The following is a 24906-nucleotide window of genomic DNA, read 5'->3' on the forward strand; positions in this document are numbered from 1 at the left end:
GTGGGTACAAACGATCAAGCTAAAAACCATTGTCTGAGGGGATATATGGTTCGTGGATCCATCGATCTGAGGGGATGAATGGATGCACAAGGCACAGAGGCAGAATAATGAAGGTCCGGCTCGAAATAACAGATGAAGACGGGACGCATGTAAATGTTGAATTTACAGGGGATGAATGGCAAAAATGCCTGGTCTCATTCATAGAGTCGTTCACAGGGAAGAAAGTCCAGGCGTCAGGACCTTCTTCTGCTTCTGTAGCTAGTTATGACACTTCTTCTTGTCAACAAACTACTTCACAATCTTCACCACAGGCAGTTTCACAGCCTTATCAACAATCTCCACAGGTATTCCAGATGCCTCTTATGGCACCACAAACTGTTATACAACCTGTATCACCGCAGTTTTTCTCACCACAGCAACCTTTGGCATATCCATATACGCTGTATCCGCAGTACCAGCAAATGGTACCTCCAGCTCATCTAAACTACTTCCAGCCTCCACTGGTTCAATACGGGGCTCCATCCCAATCTCCTAATACATCACCTGTGAACCAGTATATACCAGTGAATAACACGCCACAACAGTCATCACACGAGCCACTGGGCAGCAGGCAAGAACAACAGGCACCTCCGGCACGCAAAACACCTTCTTTCCAGGAACGGGTCGGAGATACTAAGCTCACTATCAACGAAAGACTGGAACTGTTCCTGAAATATGAATATCCGCGCATCTGGTTCTCATCACAGGACGTACAGAAACACTACGAGAAAATATACGGTCCTATAAAGCTCAGCACTGTGTCTACGTACCTTTCCCGCATGTTCGGCAAGGGGCTTCTTGAGCGCAGAGGTAACAGAACACAGCGGGAATACATGTATATTTCTGATGAACCTGCAGACCTTCAGGCGTATCAGGGCATTCCTCACCAGAATATGATCTAACTATAGACTCTACTATTTCTTATGGCATCCTCCAGAAACATTATCAGGGTCGGATACTATCTGATATCCATAGGGGTCATGCTGCTGTTTGCAGGTTTTTTCTTTTCCACCATGCATAGTGACAGCGACACCGGAGGCTTGGGTGGGCTTATACTGATCGGTCCGATCCCAATAGCTTTTGGTTCTTCTCCCCAGATCACCACTTCTATGCTTCATATAGGGTTCTTTATGTTCCTCATATACATTTTCATCCGGAGGAAAATGTGATGATAGCGCAAGTTCTGATCTCCATGGGGATATTGTCTGTGTTCATCGGTTCTATTCTGGTCCTGATCGGTACTTCAATGTCTTCAGTTGAAGGCAGTAGTGAACAAGGATATACCACTGCACGGTATCAGACAAGTGATGACAGTGAACATGTCCATAAGGGTCCTGAAGGTGTATCCGCAAGGCCAGAGGTGCGAGGCGCCGGTATAATTATGTTAGGCCCGCTACCTATCATCCTTGGTACGGACAGTAAAAGTGCGCAGACCCTCATACTGCTTGCCATAGTTCTGATGCTCATGGCTTTTTTCCTTTTCAGGTGAATCTTCTATATGTATTGGATCGACGGAGTCATACGATCTTATCTGTTCACAAGCTTCCACATATTTACTGAAAATATGTGATCATGTTTTTTTAGTGGACACTTTTGTCTGTTCTGTTCCAGTGTGAAAACCTTATCACACTTTAAGCATGCATACTTTTATACTCCTGTACTAAGATACAGCGAAAATATGCGTCCTTTCACATTAGTGTCTGAATATTCCCCGAAAGGTGATCAGCCGGAGGCCATATCCAGGCTCACTGAAGGTATTGACAAAGGAGTGAAACACCAGACCTTGTTGGGTGTTACAGGTTCGGGTAAGACGTTCACAATAGCTAACGTGATCCAGAACGTGCAGAGGCCAACTCTTGTGATAGCGCATAACAAGACCCTTGCAGCACAATTGTTCTCTGAGTTCAGAGAGTTCTTTCCGAACAATGCTGTTGAATACTTCGTCAGTTACTACGACTATTACCAGCCTGAAGCTTATCTTCCCACTACGGATACATATATTGAAAAAGATGCTTCCATCAATGACGAGATCGAAAGGTTGCGCCTGTCTGCCACCAGGTCCCTGCTGGAGCGCAGAGATGTGATCGTGGTCTCAAGCGTTTCCTGTATATACAGCCTGGGCTCGCCACAGGAATGGCGTGCTATGACCGTGATGCTCACTGTGGGGGAGGAAATAGATCGTTCTGCTTTGTTTGCGGACCTTATCAATATCCAGTATGAGCGCAATGATATAGAACCTTCACAGGGCACCTTTCGCTCAAAGGGCGATACTATAGAAATATTCCCGGCTCAGGAGAAGCGGGGTATAAGGATAGAACTTTTCGGAGACGAGATCGACAGAATAGCGTATTTCGAGCCTCTCACAGGCAAGGTCCAGGAAGAGCTGGGCAAGGGGGAGACCCTGGCAATATATCCTGCAAAGCATTTCGTGATGCCTCAGGAATACATAGACAGGGCGCTTGTAGAAATTGAGGAGGAACTCCAGGAACAGCTTGCCAGACTGCGGGCTGAGAACAAGCTGCTTGAAGCACAGCGTCTGGAGCAGAGAACGAAGTTCGATATGGAAATGATAAAAGAATTAGGCTATTGCAGCGGTATAGAGAACTATTCGCGGCATTTTGATGGCAGAAAACCCGGAGAACCACCCTCTTCACTCCTGGATTTCTTCCCTGAGGACTATCTGATGGTGATCGATGAGTCCCATGTTACCATTCCTCAGATCAGAGGTATGTACAACGGAGACAGGGCCAGAAAAGAATCACTTGTAACATACGGTTTCAGGCTGCCTTCGGCTCTGGACAACAGGCCTCTCAAATACGATGAATTTGCAAAGCATATCAATACTGTCATTTACGTTTCTGCCACTCCCGCTGAATACGAGGTGGAGATGAGCAAGTCCGTGGTGGAGCAGATCATTCGTCCCACCGGGCTTGTGGATCCGCAGATAACTATTCGCCCCGTGGAGAATCAGGTGGATGACCTTATCGGGGAGGTGTCCAGGGTGACTGCAAAGGGTTACAGGACACTTGTTACCACTCTTACCAAACGAATGGCTGAGGAACTCACTGACTACCTGCATGAGCTGGGTGTCAGGGTGCGCTATATGCATTCGGATATCGATACCATTCAACGAACTGAGATCATTCGCAGCCTTCGCAAGGGTGATTTCGATGTGCTTGTGGGCATAAACCTCCTCCGTGAAGGGCTGGACATCCCTGAGGTTGCGCTGGTTGCCATCTTGGATGCAGATAAAGAAGGGTTCCTGCGATCTGAAAGGTCTCTTATCCAGACCATCGGCAGGGCATCGAGGAACGCTGAAGGCCGGGTCATATTGTACGCTGACAATATCACAGGCTCTATAGAGCGCGCTGTGAACGAAACGAACAGGCGTCGCAAGCTGCAGATGGAATTCAACGAACAGCATGGGATCATCCCTCAAACCATCAGGAAAGCCTTGCAGCGTGAACTTGTAGAGGTGGACGATACAGTGGTTCCGGAGGCTCTTGTGCTGGCAGAGGACAGGTCGGAGAAAGAAGTTGCCGGTATGATCATTGATCTTGAAGCAGAGATGCATCTTGCTGCAAAGAACCTGGAATTTGAGAGGGCTGCAGAACTTCGCGACATGATAAAAGAACTGCGCACAAGCTATTCACTGTGAATATACAGTGTTTTTCAGTTTTTAGTTGTGATCTGTCCATTAACAGTGAAGAAGCACTTGTTTTTTGCCTTTGATCTTGATGTTATGCTCGTATCGAACCTTAATGGTGATGCGAAAATGTTATATTATAAAAAGACGTGTATAGGCTGCTTAAGCGCCGATGGTCTAGCGGCTATGACTGGGGCCTTCCAAGCCCTAAACCCGGGTTCGAATCCCGGTTGGCGCATCACTTTTTTTGTTATTTCGAAGCAAATGTCCTTTTTGTTTTTTCCAGTCCTTTAAGTACAAACACCGATATATCTATAGTATTGTTGTGATGGAGTGAATACCTGTAGTTGTGCACATTAAAGGGGGAAATATCATATCCGCAGAGACAGCCGAATATACGGTATTGAGGGTTCTGGGAGAAGGTGTTGAAATACGGCAATATCCAAAACAAACGCTTATTTCAACTGATGCAAAGGATCAGAATACTGCTTTCTCAATACTTGCAAATTACATTTTCGGGGGCAACGCTGAAGGCATTAGGATAAGTATGACCACACCTGTGACAACGGTGTTGAATGATAATGGACTTCAGATGTCTTTCGTGCTTCCTAGTGGTTATTATGCGGACAATGTCCCGAATCCCAGGGATGAACGTATCACTATCCGGGAGTTAGAGCCTCGTAAGATCGCAACTATACGTTTTTCCGGTCATCTCAACAGAGGAAAGTATATGCAGAAGAAGCATGAACTTGTTGAGATCTTAGAACGTGAAAGTATTGTTGTGAAGGGTAATGCCTTCTTGATGCAGTACGATCCGCCATGGGTGCTTCCCATGCTGCGTCACAATGAGGTAGCCATAGAGGTAGATTGATATGTATCAAAAAGCACTTTTCATATTCAGGCGGGATCTGCGTGTTGATGATAATACCGGACTGATACAGGCCCTTCACTCTTCACACACAGTATTGCCTTGTTTTATCTTTGATCCCAGATTGCTGCAGGAGGGTAGATACAGTAAGAATGCCCTGCGATTCATGCTGGGGTCTATCAAGGACCTGGAAGCTCAACTTAATGCACTGGGCGGCAGGCTGTATATGTTTTCAGGCTTACCGCATGAGATCATTGTCAAGCTGATCGGTGAAGAGAAGGTAGATGCTGTTTTTGTGAACCATGACTATACTCCGTTCAGTGTTCGGAGAGATGGGTCGATATCTACGGTGTGCGCAGAGCATGGATCCACGTTCCATCAGTTCCATGATGCAACGCTGCAGGTGCCAGGTTCTGTAAGGACTCAGCAGGGGAAGGTGTACCAGGTGTTCACACAGTTCTTCAGGGCAGCCAGCAAGCTTCCGGTGGAAGTGCCAGTGCCAGTTGAAAAGGGCAAATTCTATAATTCAAACGTCCCGGATGCCCTTGATGTCATTCCAGAATTCGACCACAACAATCCTGAGTTGTTCGTACACGGCGGGCGCAGCAATGCACTGGAAGTGCTGTCCGATCTGAGCAGATTTATGGACTACGACAGGATGCGTAACATTCCTTCCAGGATGGGTACTACTGGTCTGTCGGCTCATAACAGGTTCGGGACCGTATCCATCCGGGAAGTGTACCATTCTTTCAGGGACCAGCTCGGACCTGACCACACTCTGATCAGCGAGCTTTACTGGAGGGATTTCTTCATTCAGCTAGCTGCTGAGCATCCCCGGGTATTCGGGCAAGCCTTCAGGGAAAAGTTCGATGGGCTTCCTTGGGATAATGATCATGCAAGATTTAAGGCATGGTGCGAAGGCAGAACGGGTTTTCCCATAGTGGATGCTGGAATGAGGCAGCTTAATGTCACGGGTTATATGCACAACAGGGTAAGGATGATCGTGGCTTCTTTCCTTGTAAAGGACCTGCACATTGACTGGCGCTGCGGCGAGCGATATTTTGCCCGAAAGCTTGTGGACTATGATCCATGTGTGAACAATGGCAATTGGCAGTGGGCAGCGTCTACAGGTGCCGATGCTACACCTTATTTCAGGATATTCAATCCCTGGCTGCAGCAGCAGAAGTTCGATCCTGAGTGTGAGTACATTAAAAAATGGGTGCCTGAACTAAGGGGCATGGGTCCTGAGAAGATCCATGCTCTGGAGGAACATATTCCAGCAAAGGATATTGGATACCCTCCTGCAATGATAGACCATAAGGCGGAGAAAGATAAAACGCTTATAATGTTCAGATCTGTATGATAAGGTTTTTAGACCATTTCTCTGTCATGTCCTGGTGCAACCTTTTAAATAGTTGGATGTTTGGTTAGATAGCCTGTTAATTGTTCAAAGGATAAACATGGTAAGTGAAGAAGAACTGCGTTCGAAAAGCATCTGGAAGCTCTTCCAGAGATTTGTTTTTCCGGCCATTATGGGTATTATAGTAGCTGGTGTGCAGACCATAATCGATGGATATTTCATAGGCAATGGTGTGGGAAGTCAGGGGCTTGCAGGCGTCACTCTGGCTTTTCCGGCGGTGATGTGCATTGTTGCTGTAGCTGTGATGATGGGCATGGGCTCTTCCAGCCTGGTGGCCCTTGAGCTTGGCAGGTCCAACAGGTATAAGGCAGGGAAGATAGTAGCCAATATTTTCCCTCTTGTGTTCGTTGTGGCTGCTGTCATCACAATAGCGGGTCTTGCATTTGGCGACCCGCTTTTAAGTTTGTTCGATGCGCCTGCAGTTGTACAGGACATGGCAGGCGATTATCTGCGTGTGGTACTCATTGGCTCTGTGTTCTTCCTGCTTACCATCACTCTTGACCCTCTTGTCAGGAACGATGGCTATCCGATGATAGCCATGAACATCATGGTGGTCTCCGTATTGACCAATCTGGTGCTTGACTATATATTTGTCATGAGGATGGATATGGGCGTCACGGGGGCCGCTATTGCAACGGTAATAGCTTTCGCGGTAAGTGCGGTTCGTCTGATGCTGCATTTCTTTAGCAGCAAGGCAGGTCTGCGGGTCAGTTTCAGGAATTTGAGGTTCGAGCCACAGACCGTGCACAGAATAATGGAGGCAGGGCTGCCTTCCTTTGCCATGCAGCTGTCGGTGTCCATACTGTTCTTTGCGCATAATTTCGTTTTATTACAATATGGTTCTGATGCCGACGTATCAGCCTATGGGATAATGGGTTATTCGTTCTCCATATTCTACATGCTGTTCGAAGGTATTGCAGTGGGGGTGCAGCCGATCATAGGGTTCAATTACGGTGCTGGTCTGTATGACAGAGTGTGCAGGACCCTGAAACTTGCAATGGTTGCATGTGTAGCAGTGGGTGCTTTGGGATTTCTGGTATTCTTCCTGTTCCCTGAAAAAGTGGTGCAGTTCTTCACTCCGGGTGATCCTCTTCTTCTTGAGGTCACTGTGGGAGGCATGAGGATATTCGTGCTTTCATTGATCGTACAGGGTGTGGTGGTTGTGAACGCCACCTACTTCCAGTCCATAAACCGGGTAAGATCTGCCCTGTTCATCCACCTGGGCAAGATATTCATCTTCCTGCTACCCCTTCTGTTCACATTGCCCATGGTATTCGGGCTCAAAGGAGTGTGGCTCGCAACCCCCGCAGCCGATTACCTGATGTTCTTCATAGTGATGGTCATGCTCGCCGAAGAACTGAAGGAGCTACAGGGGGAGAATAAGTCGTGTAGTTACAAGTAACCTGCAGAAAACGACTTGATATTTGCCCGATTCCGCAATATTAATATGTTAAGTACTTATTTACAACATATTCCTTTTGTGCGGGGGTTGCCCAGCCAGGTCAAAGGCGCAGGGCTTAGGACCCTGTTTCGTAGGAATTCGTGGGTTCGAATCCCACCCCCCGCATGCGAAATTTTCTGTAAGGTCATTTCAAATTTTTTGCACGCCAGAATCCGGATTAAGCAACACCGTTCTATTGCAAAAACAGTTACTTCCGATTTTTGAACGCTTATGGTTACAATATCTTAAATTATTATGAAAAAATGGGTTTTTGATCTGAAGTTAAATTTCAGTTATTGGTGTAGAATCTTTCAGGTAGTAATCAAAAAGCTCTTTTACCCAGTTGACAACACTCTGACCTCTACATAACATAAACTTATTATCAAACTCTCCATTATTTTTTAGCGCACATATTAGAGAATGAACACTATCAAATGTAAAGTATAAAAAATTCATCTCTTTGTTGTAAACATACATGTTGAAGGATTTGTACTTAATAAATTTTGAAAACTCTTCTTGATATTCTGTTCTTATCAGTTTAAGTAGTTCTTGAGAAACGATATAGTGGAAATCAACATTATTCTCAAGCATTTCTGTGACTATCGGATCAAAATTAGGGTAGAGCATAGTAGTAACTGTATATACAGTAGGGGATACTTCATAATTTGGGTTAAGAGATTTGTGTACATTAAATAATTCTGTAAGAGAAGGATTTATTATTTCGCAGTTCTTAAGCTGATCTATTTTTTTTAAGAGATAGGATGGGATGAAATCAAGATTACGACTTCCCCAGTAATCAATGTCACTGTCGAAAACTTCAGTTTTATATAGTAAAGGACTCATATCCTCAACAATGAGTTTTCCAATAGTTGTCAACTCATAAGTATCAGCATAGTGGGAAATAAGAGAGTGGTTTTCAAGTACCTTCATCTGAGGAAGTAGTGCTTGTCTAGTAGTATCCAAGCATTTGAGAAGGTATTCCGTTTCCTTTGCCCCATCCCTCAACAAGAGGAGAACAACCTTTCTCTTCTCTGAAGCAAATATCACGTCAAGCAACGTTTTTTTCATTTGCAGCATCTCCTAACAAGCAAAATACTGTTCATTGAGCAACACTTTATATTTAGTATAGTGGATGTAAACAAAAATATTTAACCTAAATGAAATGAATCTACTTAATATCTTTGCGTATAAATTAAATTTCTATTACTGAACGTACAGGTTTAAATTTCTTCCCACACCCCAAACCTCTCCTTTATATGATCATTTAAATTAGAATGCCAATCTTTCTTAGCATTATGTTTCATATAATGTATCTTCAGAGATTCCAGCTTTCTCCCAAAAGGTATATGTTATGAAAACTCATATTCAAATCGGTGATAGTATGATACACGAAGACAGGAATAAGTTATCAGCAAAGACCCAGGATATGACGAGAGCGATCGATTCACTAAGGGAAGAGCTGGAAGCAGTCGACTGGTACAATCAGAGAGCAGATGCCTGCACTGACGAGAACCTGAAGAAGATACTGATACACAATGCCAACGAAGAGAAAGAGCATGCAGCTATGCTCATGGAATGGATAAGGCAGCATGATGAGAACTTTGCCAAGGAGCTGAAAGAGTATCTTTTCAGCGAAGAGGCAGACATAGCAAGCCTTGAAGAATAAAATCGTTTTTCCATTGCGTGTGGGCGTTGATCGCCCGGTTTCGATCCCAAACGATACCTAAGGCATCATTTATACTTCCCGTATGCATTTTTCCATGCATCTGCTATTTTGATGAATTCCTCATAACCGTTCTGTCTGATGAATTCTGTCGCCTGCCTGTATTTGGTATATTTGTATCCTTTTTTGCCATAGAACTCATTGATGGTCTGGCATTTCTCAATTTCCGGGCAATCAGCACAGGAATTATAGTTCCTGCTGATGCAGCAGACCTTGATCCTGCATTTAGCCTTGCTGAGATCACGCTCTTTATTATCGTATCCGAGCTTACATCCATTGCACATTTGCTCTTTTAATACCTTGCATGTTCCGCAATATGCGCCACAGCAGCCTATTTCCATTATAGACATGTGTTCAACCACTTACATTCAGCCACTTACATTTAACCACTTACTTTTAGGCGAGAGTATGTTTTAAACATCTTTCTCCTAAAACTTAACTACTTACAAGATGCATCTATAGTAAAATTATATGGGGTTATTTCACATGCTATTTGGATTTGGTAAGCCAGATGTTAAAGATATGGAAAAGAAAAAAGATGTTGATGGACTCATTAAAGCACTGGAGTATGAAAAAGACGTGCAGGTGCGCAGAGAAGCTGCATACATCTTGGGAAAGATCGGCAATGCCAGCGCCGTTGTTCATCTTATAAAAGCGTTGGAAGATCCTGATAGCTATGTCCGCCGTCAGGCTGCGGACTCTTTGGGAAATATCGGAGATGCAGGGGCAGTTGCATCCCTTAATAAAGCCTTGCATGATCCCAATAAATATGTCTGTCAGGGAGCTGCAGATGCATTGAGCAAGATAGAGGAAAAGAACGCTATGCACTGAATATTTCATCTGCTTTGCAGATAGCTGCTTCTGATTTGGAAGTATGCTTATGCAATAATTTTTGCTTTTTGTTTTATCATATTTTTGATCTATGTAATGCATATTAGTTAATAATACTAATAATCATACTAATAACAATAACAATAATGATAATAATAATAATCAAAAAAATAAGAAATAATCTGTTATTAAATGCCATCTTCAGATGCATTATCTAAATAGAATATGTGCCTCTTACTTTTCTTCTCTTTTCCAAATCTAATGCCTTTCCCAACATATCTATAATCTGTTATGTTTACTTTATTTAGGGTTTCTGTTATTGTTTGAGGCAACTTAAAATCTAAAACTGAAAAATGCCTTTGATCTCACGACGACACAGCTAGTTCAAAATCTATATATTCTCTCTTATTTATTTGACTTCTCGCAATAAAATTTACGTCGAGCTGCTGCATTTCTTTTTCAATTTGAAGGCAACAGGAGTATATAATACTTTATCATGGTTAATGAAGCTTTATAATACGATAATTTTAAAGTGAGGTCCATAAAGTTTCCTTAAATATGATTTAAGATGATCTATGCAGCTATATATTCATTCACACTCATCTTGGACCGCTGAGGAGACTTCAATATGTTGCATTTTTCTTTTTATTTTATTATTATCCATTTTAAATAAAATCTATACTAAATTTGAATCAAAAAAAAAGATGTTAATAGGCCTATATATTATATTATCTCCAAATAAAGAACTAAAATAATTAAAAATCTCTATTTTTGCTTCTATTTCCTAATATAAGGATTTAAAGGCCTTTTAGCTGGTAAGTATGTTTATATATCTCAAACATAAATGCGAACCTATGCGAAAAACGGGGTTGTTGACAATTGAATACAGCAATATCAACACAAGAAATGTTCGATCTCTATGGTCATTTTTTGGTATCTGTACCACCATAGTATCAACACAAAACCGGTGTATTCGAAAGAGTAACTGAAGTATCCATTTTGATCTTCAGATCACAGTTTGACAGAAATGAGAACCAAAATGCAAGGTGATCATTCACCCAAAGGTTGCAGGCTCCGGGACATGAGGATATTGGATGAGATACAGGTTTAATAACTGTATGTTATCCTGGTCATGGATATGCTCTCCTGCACAGGAATTTCGCATTTGAACAAAAATATCGGATTGAATTCAAACAAATGAAAAGAGAGGTGTACAAAATATGGTTGAAAGTATATGTTTTAACATCTTCGAAAGATTTAGTGCCCATAGGTGGGCTAAATCCCGTCATGTATTGTTAATTGCATTATGGGTAAGTAGTTGCTTATTTGCTCCAAAGACTGCTTTCTCTGAAAAAGATAATACATTAAGAATGAAAAATAGAGACAACACCACATTTAAAAAAATATCCGTGTTCTTCCTTGGCCTGTCGTTTTGTTTCCTGTGTTTTTCCATAGTTGGATCAGGTTTGTCCTCAGGTGCGACCGTATATGTTGATACGGACGGAAGTGGCGACTACAACTGTGACGGAACAAATGATCACGTTGAACTTAATAAAGCACTTGCGTATATTGACAGTATTGGTGGCGGTACTGTATATCTCAGAGGCCCAAATACATACTGGATAGACAGCACTCTCAAAATCGGTGCAAATACGATCCTTACAGGAGACTCGACCGCTGAAATAAAACTGGTTGCAAATGCTGGCTGGTCCAGTGAAGTACCTATGATGGCAAACATGGGAACCGATGGTGACATTACGGTCACAGGTTTCATTATTGATGGGAACAGCGAAAATCAGGGTGTTTCTCTTGGAGCCGGATATTACAATATGATGCGCTTTGAAGGTGGCAATAACATAGAGGTTTCCCACATGCGTCTTGAATGGGGATGTGGTGACGGGTTACAGGTAAGAAAGGCCAGTAACATTAAATTCACTAACAATGATGTATACAAGCTAGGTCATGATGTTCTATACGCTCTTGGATGCCGTAATGTAGAATTTGCTTACAACACCGTTTACACGCGAACAAACAGCGCATGCAGGTTGGCAGATGGTAATACGAATTCTATTATCCATGACAATTTTATAACTGGTGAGTCGACAGGACCTGGAATTCAGATCGGCACATCTGCTACTACCAGTCACGTGTTCGACGATATCGAGGTATATAATAACCACCTGTATTCCTTGAAGGGTTCAGGGATCTGGATAACTGCGAACTATCAGGACAATGTGGTCCATGCCCGCGATGTATACATTCACCACAATATCTTTACAAAAGTTGGACAATATAATACCAACACCGGATACAGCAATGCTGGCATTACCCTTGGTGATTTTGATAATACAATTATCGAGAACAATGTTTTCGATGATGGTGGTCATGCTGCTATCAAATATTATCTCCGTCCCGACAGACGCCAGCAACAGACCCAGTTTACAACCTATGTAAGAAATAATATCATCATGAACTCAGATGGCGTTTCATCTGTCACTGGCTCTGGTGTGGGGATATGGAATACCAATCCGACATACTCCAAATTTGTTGTACAGAATAATAATTTTTACAATAATAAGAATGGGGACACGTATGGTGGAAGTATAACAATGAGCAATAATCTCAATGGTGATCCACAGTGCGCTGATCCAACCAACTCTAACATTCGATCCCGTGATTACCATCTAAAGAGCAAAGCAGGTCGTTATTCAAATGGCAAGTGGGTAACTGATGCAGTTTCCAGTCCACTGATAGATGCAGGATATTCAGGATCAGCTTATAGCAGTGAACCTTCACCCAATGGCGGGAGGATCAATATTGGACGTTATGGTAACACTGGCCAGGCATCCAGGAGTGGTTCAACAGTTCCTAATCAGATCGATGCTGCTCCGGTTGCTAATGCTGGTGCAGATAAGACAGCGACCGCAGGTTCTTCTGTTAATTTCGATGGAAGTGCTTCTACCGATGACAAAGGTGTAGCTTCTTACTCCTGGGACTTCGATGCATCGAACGGCATAACATCTGAGGCTACAGGTAAGACAACAACTAAAACATATACAAATGCTGGGACGTACACTGTGACCCTTACTGTTACAGATACGGCTGGACAGACAGCCACGGACACGGTGAATGTAGTTGTCAGTGGCACAACAACGCCCACAGGTCCAACTACACCCACAAACCCAACTACACCTACAGACCCAGCTACTTCCACGCCAGGTTCGGTTTCATATTCTGCTGCCTATGACAACAGATTGCGCGAATCTTTGCCAACAACGGTACTTCCAAGTTCCAATTTTATCGACATAGGAAGACTTGGAACAAGTAGTTACAGAGATGTGATGATGTTCGATCTAAGTGGCTACAGCACAACCGATACAATATCTAAGGCGACTCTGTCTCTTTACTGGTATTATGAAAGCGATACACGTACTTCTGACACTGTGGTTGAGATCTACAGGCCAGCTGAGTGGGACCCTAAGTACGTCAGCTGGAACAACCGTGCCTCTGGTACTGTCTGGAGCACAGCAGGCGGAAACTGGTATGATAAGAACGGCGTTGCCCAGGGCAGTACTCCTTACGCATCTCTGACATTCCCTGCTGGCACTGCTCCTGGTAACAAGTACTATGAGTTCGATGTCACTCAGCTTGTGCAGGAATACATAAGCGGGAAGAGCAAGAATACCGGTTTCTTCATCAAGGCGAAGACAGAAAATGGTAACTACATTGCTTTCTACAGTTCCGATTGGTCTAACTCTGCCCAGAGGCCCAAATTAACTGTGTCCTCAACAGCAGGTTCAAGCCAGCCGGCAGATAATGTGCAAGATAATGCGCCAGTTGGCAACGCAGGCGATGACCAGACCGCAGCTGCAGGTTCTGCTGTTAGTTTCAACGGAGGCGCTTCCTCCGATGACAAAGGCATAGCCTCCTATTCCTGGGACTTTGATGCTTCAAATGGCATCACCTCTGAAGCTAGCGGGGTTACTGCTACGTACACATACGGAACAGCCGGGAATTACGTTGTCACCCTGACAGTCACTGATACAAATGGTCAGACCTCAACCGACACAATGAACGTGGTTGTAACTGCAGCAGTTTCTGCTGATGCTGCCCCGATTGCCAACGCAGGCGATGACCAGACCGCAGCTGCAGGTTCTGCTGTTAGCTTCAACGGAGGTGCTTCCTCCGATGACAAAGGTGTAGCTTCTTACTCCTGGGACTTCGATGCATCGAACGGCATAACATCTGAGGCTACAGGTAAGACAACAACTAAAACATATACAACTGCAGGGACGTACACTGTGACCCTTACTGTTACAGATACGGCCGGACAGACAGCCACGGACACGGTGACCGTGGTCGTCAGTGGCACAACAACGCCCACAAATCCCACTACTTCCAGCTCGGTCTCCCATTCTGTTAGTTATGACAACAGATTGATCGAGTCATACCCAAGTACAGTCTATTCAAGTTTAGCTTATCTTGACATTGGTAAAAGCTCAACTCGCTGCAGGGATCTCATGATATTCGATCTGAGTGGCTACAGCACAAAGGACACAATATCTAAGGCAACTCTGTCCCTCTATTGGTATTATCCATCGGACAGGACGAGAGCTTCTGATACTGTTGTGGAGGTATACAGGCCGGTTGAGTGGGACCCTAAGTACGTCAGCTGGAACAACCGTGCCTCTGGTACTTCCTGGGGCACAGCAGGAGGTAACTGGTATGATAAGAACGGTGTTGCTCAGGGCAGTACCCCGTACGCATCTCTTACATTCCCTGCCAGCAAGCTGGCTGATAACAAATACTATGAATTGGATGTTACTGAACTCGTTCAGGAATACATAAGCGGGAAGAGTAAGAACACTGGTTTCTTCCTTAAGGCAAAGACAGAGAGTGGTGATTACATTTCGTTCTACAGCTCTGACTCGTCAACTGCTGCCAGGAGGCCCACGCTAACCATAACTAAGTAAGTTAAAAAACAGGTTCAGGAGCGAAAATAAATTCGCTCCATGTTTATTTTTTAGCTTATATTTATAAAAGCAAAGTTTTTTTATGTTTTTTCAGATATTCTTCTTATATCTATTATTTGCAGTAAGTTTTAAAAACGAAACTACTAGATATCCCTCTATACTCTTTTGATATTAAGGAGGGAGAAATGGCAAACGAGACTAACGGTAAAATATATGTTGTGCTGGTTGTGCTTGCAATAGCTGTGGCATTGATGGCAGCTGTGATCTATGCAGGTTCAGTGTCTTCTTCAGATAAGAATGGAGAGCATACTATTTCCATCTCCGGTTCTGCAGAAAAAAAGATGACCCCGGATACAGCTTCATTAAGCATAGGTGTTGTTGTGCGATCGCCTACTGCGAACGAAGCATCTGTACAGAATGCGGCTTTGATGAATGCTGTTATCAGCGAACTCAAAAAAATGGGATTGGAGGATAAAGAAATACGAACATCCTATGTTTCGATCGATCCAGTATATGATTATACAAGTACACCGACCATAGTGGCTTATTCTGCTTCCAACACTGTGCAGGTCACTACAAAGATGTTGGAAAATGTGAGCGCCATGATTGACAGGTCAACAGCAGCAGGCGCTAATCAGATAGGAGGTGTAACTTTTTCAGTATCCGACGAACAGCAGGCAACACTTCGTAGTGAATTGTTCCAGGCAGCAGTAGCTGATGCCAAGTCTAAGGCTGATGAACTTGCTTCAGGTCTGGGTCTCGAAATAGTGGGAGTACAGACCGCTTCTGTAAGCGATGTGGCAAGTGTGCAACCGATATATAGGGAGGCACCGGTTGCTGAAGCAGCGGGATCTACTCCGATCCAACCCGGAGAAACGACAGTTTCATTATCTGTCCAGGTGACATACATAGTCAAGTGATCTTTCGGAAATTTACTGTATAGCTGCATGGCGGCTCCAGTGTGTCCATGCAGCTATATATCTGTTGTTCTCCTTTGATTACTTTCCTGTCCTAAATGAATAATAGTAACTACAATGAGCACTTGTAAAGCCATTTGGATCAATAGCAGTGACATCTATTTTTTCACTATATGAGTAGAATAGTTTTAGTGTTTGTTGTGACAATGATCTGAAGACAACTGAGTTCATTCTTGCAGTGAATTTATGAAGAGTGTTCCAGATTAAAATCTGGAACTCCCATTAAATCTATGATTTAATGGTATAGTAAAATGTGGAACTTGTTTTCGTCAAATTTTCAACTTCATTCTGTCCATTAATTCTACAAGTTCAACAATACTCCTGTAGTCCTTATTGAGATATCCTTTCAGAAAGATCAGAGTCATAGCTGGTGTTGCGTATATGTTCTTCTGGAATGTTTGCAAATGTAGATCGGCAGGTGTGATTTTCCTGATACAGCTAGAGCTGTATCAACAAACTTTAAGTACTTATTTGACAAAACACAATCATCCTCTATGTGTTTTTGGTAGCAGAGAATACTCAGGGTTTTTATCCTTTTTAAATTATTAGGTCAAAATAAAATCAAGACCGGCTTTTCTACAAAGCCCAAATTCAATTATCTTTCTTTGTACTTCCCATGAGATAACCACCAAAGCCTGTTACCCAGAGTGCTATAGGGTATGCGATCCATCTTTCAAGTCCACCTATCCCAAAGATCGCAAACGGACTTGCCTGTCCCAGGATATAATACAACAGCAGGTCCAGCAATGCTATGGACCCCAGTATCACAGAGAAGTATCTGAAAGGTGATGTTGTTACCTTGTAGCTCACTATGGCTGCAAGGCCTCCGAAGATGAATGTGGCAAGCGCAGATATGCCATGTACTGCGCCATAGTTGCCAGGGAAGATGCCCACTCCCAATGCACCGATCCCGAACAAGACAATGGGTAAGGTAACTGTACTTCTGTACAGAGCACGGTGGACATAAAGGGCAGAAAGTATAATACAAAGACCGCAAACCATCATACTGACATTGAATATTGTCGCAGAAGGCTGGATTATAATGCTGTTAGGTGGTTCAGTAGCACCCAGGTCACTGATCATGTTCTGTGCAGTGTTATAGCCGGGGTACAGTGTCTCAGCAGTGATGATACCGAGGAATATCACAACACCAGCAATGAACAGCAGTGCTCCTGCAATATTCTGGTAGTGCTCAGGGGGCTTTTGTTTATCTATCATAGGCATCCTGTAAAAATAAGGTGATGGATGAATTAAGGTTTATGCTGTGTTACAGCTAGGTCATGTCATCGCAGAAAAACCATTATAGTTCACCAGGAACCAGAAACCGAAAATTGCCATGAACCCTCCGCAGATATAGAGCACTCTTTTATGGGTGCGTGAAGAAATAAGTTCCTTGCCTCTGGAGAAGGAAGAGGATACAGCTACAAGGAACCCAAGGTCTGCTATCCAGTGGCCTGCGATAAAAGCAATGACAGCAAGCATTCCTGCCATATGTTCCTGCAGGATAATGGCACTACCGGCTGTTAACCACCAAACAACGAAAGTAGGGTTCAATACAGAAGTAAGTATCCCTGCAGATACAGGACCTGATGTCAGGTTCAGTTTAGAGGCCGAAGCAGCAAAGTCTGTTGTACCTGCTCCTTTCGCGCTTTTCATCAGCACCACTCCGAAAAGAAGCATCACCATCCCGCCCATTATGGCTATGTATGACATCATGCTCTTACCGATGATGGATACTGCTCCTAACAGGATAAGCAGGAATATGCCAAGTTCTGCAAGAGCATGACCACTGAATACATATAGGCCTGTTTTCCAGCCCTTTTTCAGGGATATTCCAATGGTTGCGAACATCATGGGTCCAGGTATCAATGCAGCAGATATACCGACTGTAAATCCCAGGAGAAGTGCCTTGATAAGTTCGATTATGAATATCACCAGAACAAGATCAGATGTAGTGAATATACCTTGTGTGATATATAAAGTAATTGAACCATTTCGTGAAAAAGAACACGGATCACCACTATGAAATCCAGTGATCAGATGCCCTATACACATCTTCTATCGTGTGTTGTGTCTATTCACTTTCTCTTTTTGTAGTATCGATAAACCATCCCACATACGACTAATATTATGGAAGCTATTGTAAATTTTACAAGATATCCAATTTTATCTCCAGAAGATTTGTCAAGATCTTCAAGTGGATCTCTTTCACTATCATTGTTATTTGATCTAATTATCTGACCCAGAAGCTTTGTTCCATTATCTGATGTATCATTTTCTGTGCCTGATGCCTGTGTCAGAAATTCAGTTCTTTTCTCTTCCGTACTGATGGCAAAAGGTGAAAAACCGGGTGTTTCCGATTCGTAGTACACATATCGGTCATCTTCATTCATGATCCTTGTAGGCAGTTCATTCCATTCCTCAGAACTGTACCTGTAAAGTCTGATGGATGTTTTATCAACGTCATTATTAGCCATCCATGATCTTAATACTTTAAATCCGATCACAGGATCCGCGATATTACTCTCGGTGGCAAAACCAGTTTTTCCCACCCAGATGTTCACATTCTGGTAAACCTTGCCAGGTGCTTCACTTCTGGCAAAGGATGATCTGCCATTCAATGCCTCTACAACAGCTGTTATTTTTCCGGAGTTCTTCAAAGCTGTGAACTCCACATATCCTATACTGTTCTTTTCTTCAGTGAACTCATATAGAATATTAGTATCCTTGATAATGACCAATGTTTCCGATTCCTTTAACAGCACATTTGCAAGCTTTTCACCACTGGTACCTCCTCCCCCTCCGCCGCCACCCCCACCACTCCTTGAGGATGAAGGTAGTGTAGTTTCTTGTTCCCTTTCTTCTTTATTATTAAACTCTTCAGAAGATTCATTGGTTCTCGTTGAATTCACGGAATTGAGCACATTTATCGAAACAGTGGAAGACATGGTTCCTGCATTGACGGTTATGTTGGTTCCTCCTTCCGCGACAGCAATGAAATATCCGGTAGAGCTATTGATTCTGGCAACTTCAGGATCACTGCTTTCCCATGTGAGAACAGCTTGCAGTTGATTATTGTTTTCGTCTCTTGCTTCAGCCTCGAACGTTGTGATGTTACCGGTATAGTAAGTTGTGCGCAGGGGTCTGAAATCAAGAGAACGTATTGCAGCAGATGCACCACTGACCATTAAAGCGCATGGCTGTGGTCCCATAGGTATCGATCTGCCTTTCACTTTCACAGTATACCAACCCACTTCGGGTTCTTGGAACAATATTTGTTCCACGTTATTGATCGTATCATTCACAACATTCTCAGTTCCATCAGGCTTTACCACACTAAGCTCAAGATCATTCACAAGCTCCTTTTTTGCGAACACAGTGCCATAATAATCAGTCCATACAAGTGTGGTTTTGAAAGGGCTGGTACTACTGTTGACATAGTAGTTTTTTTCAACTACATCGCCTGTTTGCAGTTCAATGTTATCTGCAAAATATATGCTCCCACCGTCCGGATATAATGACTTTTTCAGGTTAACCAATCCCCATCCCTGATTATGATCGGGTTGCCCTGTAACATCGTTCCCATATTGTCCTGGTTGCAGATCGCTGGCACCATTTATGACAGTAGCTTTTAACAAGGCTGCAGAGGGAGTGATGTTCAGTTTCTCCACATAGTTTTGTCTTATCAGTGCCACGCTGCCTGCGACAATGGGTGTGGCCATACTGGTGCCACCCATGTAGACGTAATGTTCATCTACAAAACCCCATACATCTTCATTATCTGATACACTGGACCTGGCGGATATTACGTAGGTTCCAGGTGCAACAACGTCCGGCTTGATCCTTCCGTCATCTGTCGGTCCCCTGCTGCTGAATGCTGCGATCCCTTTTGGGTTGTCAGCAACGTAGTCATTATTAATTGGTGCAACCGGATAGATAGGTACATTGAATGCGTCTTTTATAGATCCCCATGTCATTCCAAAGGTATGGGCCCTATTATTTTCCGAAGCACCAACAGACAGGCAATTCTTTGCAGTGCTGGGCCATGCAATAGAATCAGGATCTATCACACCGTCGGCATTATTATCTACTCCGCTATTGCCTGCAGCAAACAGTATTAGCATATCAGGATGTGTCCACATGAATTTATCCACGTCTTTAGAATACATGTTGTATTTCCCATCACCAGTCCCACCCCAGCTATTGGAATGGATGCGTGCTCCCAGTTCATAGGCAGGTTTGAACAGTGAGCTCACATTGTTTCCAGGAACTATCAGGTTCCCATCAGCATTGGCGATAGCCTGGAACACTAATTGTGCCTCTGGTGCAACACCTTTGTATTGTCCATTGGACCATGATCCATCACCAAGTGCAGAACCAGTTACATGGGTGCCATGTCCCTGCAGATCTTCTGCACCATCGCCTGCTATATCCTGAATTGCTAATATGCGTCCATAAAAATCAGGATTCATTGATATATTATTGACACCCGTGTCAAGACCGGTATCAGCAATTGCTATTATCTGTCCATCTCCGGTCAGGTTGCAGTTTTCATTAACATAAGTGGCATTGATTATCCCTCTTGCAACATCATTGAACATTACAGGTTTTTCGTATTCCTCTATCCATTTGACGTCTTTGATATTTGCAAGGGAAGATACTTTTGAGCTTGAGATCTCGATATGCATCCGGTCATTATTGGAATCCTCCAGGATCTTTCCTCCCTGGGAGATCATTTCCTCTGTTACTTTTTCTTTAACATTGCCTTTGTCTGTAGGTTCAAATAAGGAGATCATGAGTTCTACAGAAAAGTTCTCTTGCATTTTTGTTTGAAGAGATGGATCAATTTTATATTCCGGCAAATAATGGCCTATCCATCTTACATGCCCGAGGTTTGAAATTATGGCGACGGTAGAATCATTCATCCTCACCACAAATGCATTGTTAGGAACGTAATCTAATAGCTGTCCTCCTATCTCGGATATATCCTGTTTCCAGGTTTCTTGTACAGTATCATTGAACTGGACCAAATAATATTCGTATTCTTCAGAGGATTTAACTGACGTTTCTATGAAGGAGTGACCATCAAGATTCATGGAATTTAAAAGTAGTTTGGGACTAGCTGTTGTTTGAATTGTCCCTGTTCTGAGCATCAGGTTCGATCCTTCTGTAGAACATCTTTTCAGATCTTTCTCAGCTATATCATACTGAACATGGACAAAATTCGATATAACAGCCTGTTCATTCGATTCTGTTGTGTTCGAAGTGCATGATGTTGTTTTTTCAGTATCGTCTGTGTATGTGACCATTCCCGCAGCTGCTAAGAACAAAACTATGTTCAGAAATAAAATAAAAAGGATCTTTTTTTGAATTGCCTCACATCCCTTCCTTTGTCGGATAGAATAAGTAAACCATATCTATTAAAAAATATATTTACTTTTTCATATTAAAGTATTTTTGGATCATTGGCTTGTAGGGACGGAGCATCACGAAAGGTGGGCTTACAAGGTTAAGTTCCTATGAACACTTAGCACAATATTATTATAGCAACATTCTTAACCCAAAAGTAAATCATAAGTACTAATCATTAGACAGCCTATACTACCAATATCAACTAATCACTGATCAGTATGAAACTCTACAGCACTAATCTCCAGGCAGCAGAAGTCTCCTTTGAAGCTGCTCTCATTGAAGGCCAGGCTCCTGACAAAGGTCTATACTTGCCAAGATCTCTTCCCCTTTTGTCAGGGGACGATCTTGTGTCCATGAAAGACAAACCATATCCAGAGGTCGCTTTCCGTGTATTGCGCAAGGTTCTGGAAGGGGAGGTCGATGAGGCTTCCCTAAAAGGGATAACTTACGATGCTTATAACTATGATGTACCTCTGGAAAAGGTGAACGAAAACACCTATATCATGCGTCTGGACCGCGGGCCCACTGCTTCCTTCAAGGATTTCGCAGCACGTCTGATGGCAAGATTGATGCAATACTATCTCAAAAGAGAGAACAGGGAAATAACCATTCTTACTGCTACTTCCGGGGATACGGGAAGCGCAGTTGCTCATGCTTTCTATGGGCTTGATAATGTCAGGGTCGTCGTGCTTTTCCCACGTAATGAGGTTTCCGATCGTCAGCGGAAGCAAATGACCACCCTCCAGAAGAACATAACTGCAATAGCCATAGATGGTAAGTTCGATGATTGTCAGGCTATGGTAAAGCAGGCATTTTCAGACCAGCAGCTCAGGCATCTTAATCTGTCCTCTGCGAACTCTATTAACATTGGCCGACTTATTCCCCAGTCCCTGTACTATATTTACGCATATGCTAACCTTTGTAACTATCCAGAAGAGCTCGTCTTCTCAATACCTTCAGGCAATTTTGGGAATATGATGGGCTGTGTGCTGGCAAAGACAATGGGTCTTCCTGTAAAGAAGATCATCGCCTCTGTGAACGAGAACGATGAAGTCCCATCCTTCCTCATCAGTGGTGAATATCATAAGATAGTTCCATCCCTTAATTGCCTTTCAAATGCCATGAACGTAGGTCATCCGAGCAACCTGGCGAGGCTTATTGCAGTTTATGGTGGTCAGATGGATGAGCAGGGCAATGTCAATAAGATGCCGGATATGGAAAAGCTAAGAAATGATATTTATTCCAGTTCTGTTACCGATGAAGAAACAAAGACCACGATGAGAGATATTCTGGACAGTTATAGTATTCTTATTGAGCCCCACGGGGCCGTGGGAATAAAAGGCCTATCTGATTACAGGAAAAAGACCGGGGATAAAACAATTGCAGTGGCACTGGAAACTGCGCATCCTGCAAAATTCCCAGCAGAAGTGAGATCAGTGACAGGTATTGACCCTGAGTTGCCCAGCAGCCTTAAAGAAATAGAAGCAAAGAAAGAGCACATGGATTTCCTGGGTGCGGATTACGAAAAGTTCAAAGGGTACCTGTTATCAAAACTTTCTTAAGCCTCATTTTGAGGCTTCTGATCCCCTTTACATCTCAAATCTTGTTATAACTCCGTGAAGTTTTTCCGGAGGAAGCTTGTAGTATTGAACAAATGAAGGTGTAAGTTTCTTGATCATGGAGAATACCTTCCATACAGGGTTATTGGTAATAATGTCTTCTACTCCATAGAATATAGTTTTCTCTCTAATTCCTGCATTTTCCAGAATTTTTGCAACATCCACAACTTCCATATAACCCATCTCGATATCGAATGTCCTTAATCCCGGTGCCAGTTCTTCTCTGAAAGAGCTTTTAACGCCGAAGGGTTCTTCAAGTGAGGTAATAGAAATTATAATGTTATCTTCATAGACTATATCATTCCCGAACATCGTATGTGGGATGTATTGTGGGATCACATTGACATTCCGTGCAAAGAAAAGAGCTGTACCTTTTATTCTATTTGCATTTTGATACCTTTGTTTATAGATTTGCAGGAAATCATCCAGTCTCATAGGTCTTAGAGACTGATACAGCCTCTTTTGGCCTGATGTATAGATCATTATCATACTGAATATAAGAGATGCTATGGTAATGGACCAGATACCCCCATGAGGGATCTTATACATGTTGGATATAAGGAATAACAGGTCAACAACTGTCACAAAGAACGAAACAGTTGCTTTTGTCCAGTCTTTTCTCAGACTAAATATCATAGTCATCATAATACCTGTGATCGCCATGCTTCCGGTGACTGTTAGCCCATAAGCTGCAGCAAGTTTGCTGGATTCTTTGAACTCATACATAACAAACAGCACGGAAATTAAAAGCAGCCAATTAACGGCGCTTATGTATATCTGTGATTTCAACTCGTCTGATGTGTAATCGATCTTTAACATCGGAGCTATTCTGGTAGTGATGCCCTGATATACTATTGAGAACATGCCGCTTATCATTGCTTGTGAAGCAATGACCGTAGCAATGATACTAAGGATAAGGAATGGCATGTAAATGATATGTGCCTGTTGGAATATCATCTCAAAGAGCACGTTCTTGGAATCCGGGTTCCTTATGAGGAATGCTCCCTGTCCCAGATAGCTCAGCACCAGTGCAATGAATACAAATCTCCAGGCCTTTATGATCGGTTCTCTTCCCAGATGACCCATATCAGCATATAATGCTTCGCCACCAGTGGCACACAAAATCACTTCTGATAATACAAAGAAACCTGATAACCCGTTATGCAACAGAAAATCAATGGCATAATATGGATTTATAGCCTTGAGTACGGATGGAGTGTAGATTATTGAGGCAATACCTGATAGAACAAGTGATAAGAACCATATGACCATCAAAGGTCCAAACATCCAGGCAATTTTCTCAGTACCCTTTTTCTGTATGGAAAAAAGGCATATTGCAATCACGCCTGCAATTGTAACAAGTGTTCCCTGACCTATTTTTTCCAATCCAGGTATTATTTTCAGCCCTTCCACAGCACTTAATATGCTTATGGCAGGTGTGATCACGCCATCTCCCAGCAGGAAAGAAATGCCAACATAGGATAATATCGTTATTACAGTTACTTTTCTTCCGGATCTCAACAGAGGAACAAGTATTTCTTTTAATACTATGGTTCCTCCTTCTCCTTTTTTTCCAAGGCTCATTGCAAGCCAGGAATATTCAATAGTGACAAGTATTATCAGTGTCCAGATGATCAGGGAAAGGACCCCTATCACGTGAGCATATGTGACAGATGTGATGAGGAATATGACCGCAAGCGTGTATATGGGGCTAGTTCCGATATCCCCAAAAACAAGTCCCATGGAATTAAGTATTCCTCTGGTTTCATTTTTGTTCAACACAAATGCATCTCCTAAATAAAGCCAGATGTGCAATCTTGTGGCCTCTTATTATGAGATCTATAGGTAGGTATATCATATTAGAACGGAATCTTACTACATATGCGATGCTATTAATACTTATGCCAATGTCGGTTTGATCAACAGTAATGACAACATTATTTTTCAGTGATAATAT

General features: G+C 42.9%; 18 protein-coding genes, 2 tRNA genes and 1 pseudogene. 14 read left to right on the forward strand and 7 right to left on the reverse strand.

The genetic code is table 11. The features are described from left to right. Window positions 1–74: 74 nt before the first annotated feature. The 9 genes from A4E24_RS06865 to A4E24_RS06905 all read left to right on the forward strand — a co-directional run bounded on the left by A4E24_RS06865 (window position 75) and on the right by A4E24_RS06905 (window position 7540). Window positions 75–941, forward strand: a complete 867-nt coding sequence (locus tag A4E24_RS06865; protein WP_292352545.1) for a hypothetical protein — start codon at window positions 75–77, stop codon at window positions 939–941. Between the two features lie 21 nt (window positions 942–962). Continuing rightward, window positions 963–1208 (forward strand): DUF131 domain-containing protein, encoded by a 246-nt coding sequence (locus A4E24_RS06870; RefSeq protein WP_292352546.1) that lies wholly within the window; start codon window positions 963–965, stop codon window positions 1206–1208. Further along, the gene (locus A4E24_RS06875) at window positions 1208–1528 is read left to right on the forward strand and encodes a DUF131 domain-containing protein (protein ID WP_292352547.1); all 321 of its coding nucleotides are present in this window, start codon (window positions 1208–1210) and stop codon (window positions 1526–1528) included. Before A4E24_RS06870 ends, A4E24_RS06875 begins: the two co-directional genes overlap by 1 nt. A gap of 189 nt (window positions 1529–1717) precedes the next feature. Beyond that, the gene (gene uvrB / locus A4E24_RS06880) at window positions 1718–3697 is read left to right on the forward strand and encodes an excinuclease ABC subunit UvrB (RefSeq protein ID WP_292352548.1); all 1980 of its coding nucleotides are present in this window, start codon (window positions 1718–1720) and stop codon (window positions 3695–3697) included. 154 nt (window positions 3698–3851) lie between these two features. Continuing rightward, window positions 3852–3923: transfer RNA gene (locus A4E24_RS06885), tRNA-Gly, on the forward strand. A 111-nt stretch (window positions 3924–4034) separates the two neighbouring features. Continuing rightward, on the forward strand, window positions 4035–4556 hold the full coding sequence (locus tag A4E24_RS06890) for a heme-binding protein (RefSeq protein WP_292352549.1): 522 nt from the start codon (window positions 4035–4037) through the stop codon (window positions 4554–4556). Between the two features lies 1 nt (window position 4557). Beyond that, the gene (locus A4E24_RS06895; RefSeq protein WP_292352550.1) at window positions 4558–5916 is read left to right on the forward strand and encodes a deoxyribodipyrimidine photo-lyase; all 1359 of its coding nucleotides are present in this window, start codon (window positions 4558–4560) and stop codon (window positions 5914–5916) included. A gap of 97 nt (window positions 5917–6013) precedes the next feature. Then, entirely contained in the window at window positions 6014–7375 is a 1362-nt protein-coding gene (locus A4E24_RS06900) for an MATE family efflux transporter (protein ID WP_292352551.1), read from the forward strand. Between the two features lie 80 nt (window positions 7376–7455). After that, window positions 7456–7540, forward strand: a tRNA-Leu gene (locus A4E24_RS06905). A gap of 156 nt (window positions 7541–7696) precedes the next feature. On the opposite strand, the gene A4E24_RS06910 is transcribed toward A4E24_RS06905, so the two are convergent. Further along, on the reverse strand, window positions 7697–8482 hold the full coding sequence (locus A4E24_RS06910) for a winged helix-turn-helix domain-containing protein (protein ID WP_292352552.1): 786 nt from the start codon (window positions 8480–8482) through the stop codon (window positions 7697–7699). A gap of 313 nt (window positions 8483–8795) precedes the next feature. Here A4E24_RS06910 and A4E24_RS06915 point away from each other — a divergent pair, with 313 nt between their 5' ends. Next, window positions 8796–9080: a ferritin gene (locus A4E24_RS06915; RefSeq protein WP_292352553.1), complete on the forward strand. Its 285-nt coding sequence runs from the start codon at window positions 8796–8798 to the stop codon at window positions 9078–9080. A 65-nt stretch (window positions 9081–9145) separates the two neighbouring features. On the opposite strand, the gene A4E24_RS06920 is transcribed toward A4E24_RS06915, so the two are convergent. Further along, window positions 9146–9487, reverse strand: coding sequence for a DUF3795 domain-containing protein (locus A4E24_RS06920; RefSeq protein ID WP_292352554.1), 342 nt, complete (start codon window positions 9485–9487; stop codon window positions 9146–9148). Window positions 9488–9623: 136 nt separating this feature from the next. Here A4E24_RS06920 and A4E24_RS06925 point away from each other — a divergent pair, with 136 nt between their 5' ends. The 3 genes from A4E24_RS06925 (at window position 9624) to A4E24_RS06935 (ending at window position 15861) form a co-directional block, all read left to right on the forward strand. Then, window positions 9624–9968: a HEAT repeat domain-containing protein gene (locus tag A4E24_RS06925; protein ID WP_292352555.1), complete on the forward strand. Its 345-nt coding sequence runs from the start codon at window positions 9624–9626 to the stop codon at window positions 9966–9968. 1370 nt (window positions 9969–11338) lie between these two features. Beyond that, window positions 11339–14941, forward strand: coding sequence for a disaggregatase related repeat-containing protein (locus A4E24_RS06930; RefSeq protein ID WP_292352556.1), 3603 nt, complete (start codon window positions 11339–11341; stop codon window positions 14939–14941). Between the two features lie 185 nt (window positions 14942–15126). Continuing rightward, entirely contained in the window at window positions 15127–15861 is a 735-nt protein-coding gene (locus A4E24_RS06935) for an SIMPL domain-containing protein (protein ID WP_292352557.1), read from the forward strand. An 81-nt stretch (window positions 15862–15942) separates the two neighbouring features. On the opposite strand, the pseudogene A4E24_RS06940 reads toward A4E24_RS06935, so the two are convergent. The 4 genes and pseudogenes from A4E24_RS06940 to A4E24_RS06955 all read right to left on the reverse strand — a co-directional run. Beyond that, a pseudogene (locus A4E24_RS06940) lies at window positions 15943–16414 on the reverse strand (hypothetical protein); the annotation flags it as partial. A gap of 95 nt (window positions 16415–16509) precedes the next feature. Beyond that, window positions 16510–17136 carry a DUF998 domain-containing protein gene (locus A4E24_RS06945; RefSeq protein ID WP_292352558.1) on the reverse strand — a complete coding sequence of 209 codons (627 nt, stop codon included), beginning with the start codon at window positions 17134–17136 and terminating at the stop codon, window positions 16510–16512. 60 nt (window positions 17137–17196) lie between these two features. Continuing rightward, window positions 17197–17853 carry a LysE family transporter gene (locus A4E24_RS06950; protein ID WP_292352559.1) on the reverse strand — a complete coding sequence of 219 codons (657 nt, stop codon included), beginning with the start codon at window positions 17851–17853 and terminating at the stop codon, window positions 17197–17199. 143 nt (window positions 17854–17996) lie between these two features. Continuing rightward, window positions 17997–21227 (reverse strand): PGF-pre-PGF domain-containing protein, encoded by a 3231-nt coding sequence (locus A4E24_RS06955; RefSeq protein ID WP_292352560.1) that lies wholly within the window; start codon window positions 21225–21227, stop codon window positions 17997–17999. A gap of 321 nt (window positions 21228–21548) precedes the next feature. On the opposite strand from A4E24_RS06955, the gene thrC reads away from it, so the two are divergent. After that, on the forward strand, window positions 21549–22892 hold the full coding sequence (gene thrC, locus A4E24_RS06960; RefSeq protein WP_292352561.1) for a threonine synthase: 1344 nt from the start codon (window positions 21549–21551) through the stop codon (window positions 22890–22892). A gap of 27 nt (window positions 22893–22919) precedes the next feature. Here thrC and A4E24_RS06965 read toward each other — a convergent pair whose 3' ends face one another. Then, the gene (locus A4E24_RS06965) at window positions 22920–24731 is read right to left on the reverse strand and encodes a KUP/HAK/KT family potassium transporter (protein WP_292352562.1); all 1812 of its coding nucleotides are present in this window, start codon (window positions 24729–24731) and stop codon (window positions 22920–22922) included. Window positions 24732–24906: the final 175 nt, after the last annotated feature.

It is taken from the genome of Methanomethylovorans sp. PtaU1.Bin093 (assembly GCF_002067275.1).
Lineage (GTDB): Archaea > Halobacteriota > Methanosarcinia > Methanosarcinales > Methanosarcinaceae > Methanomethylovorans.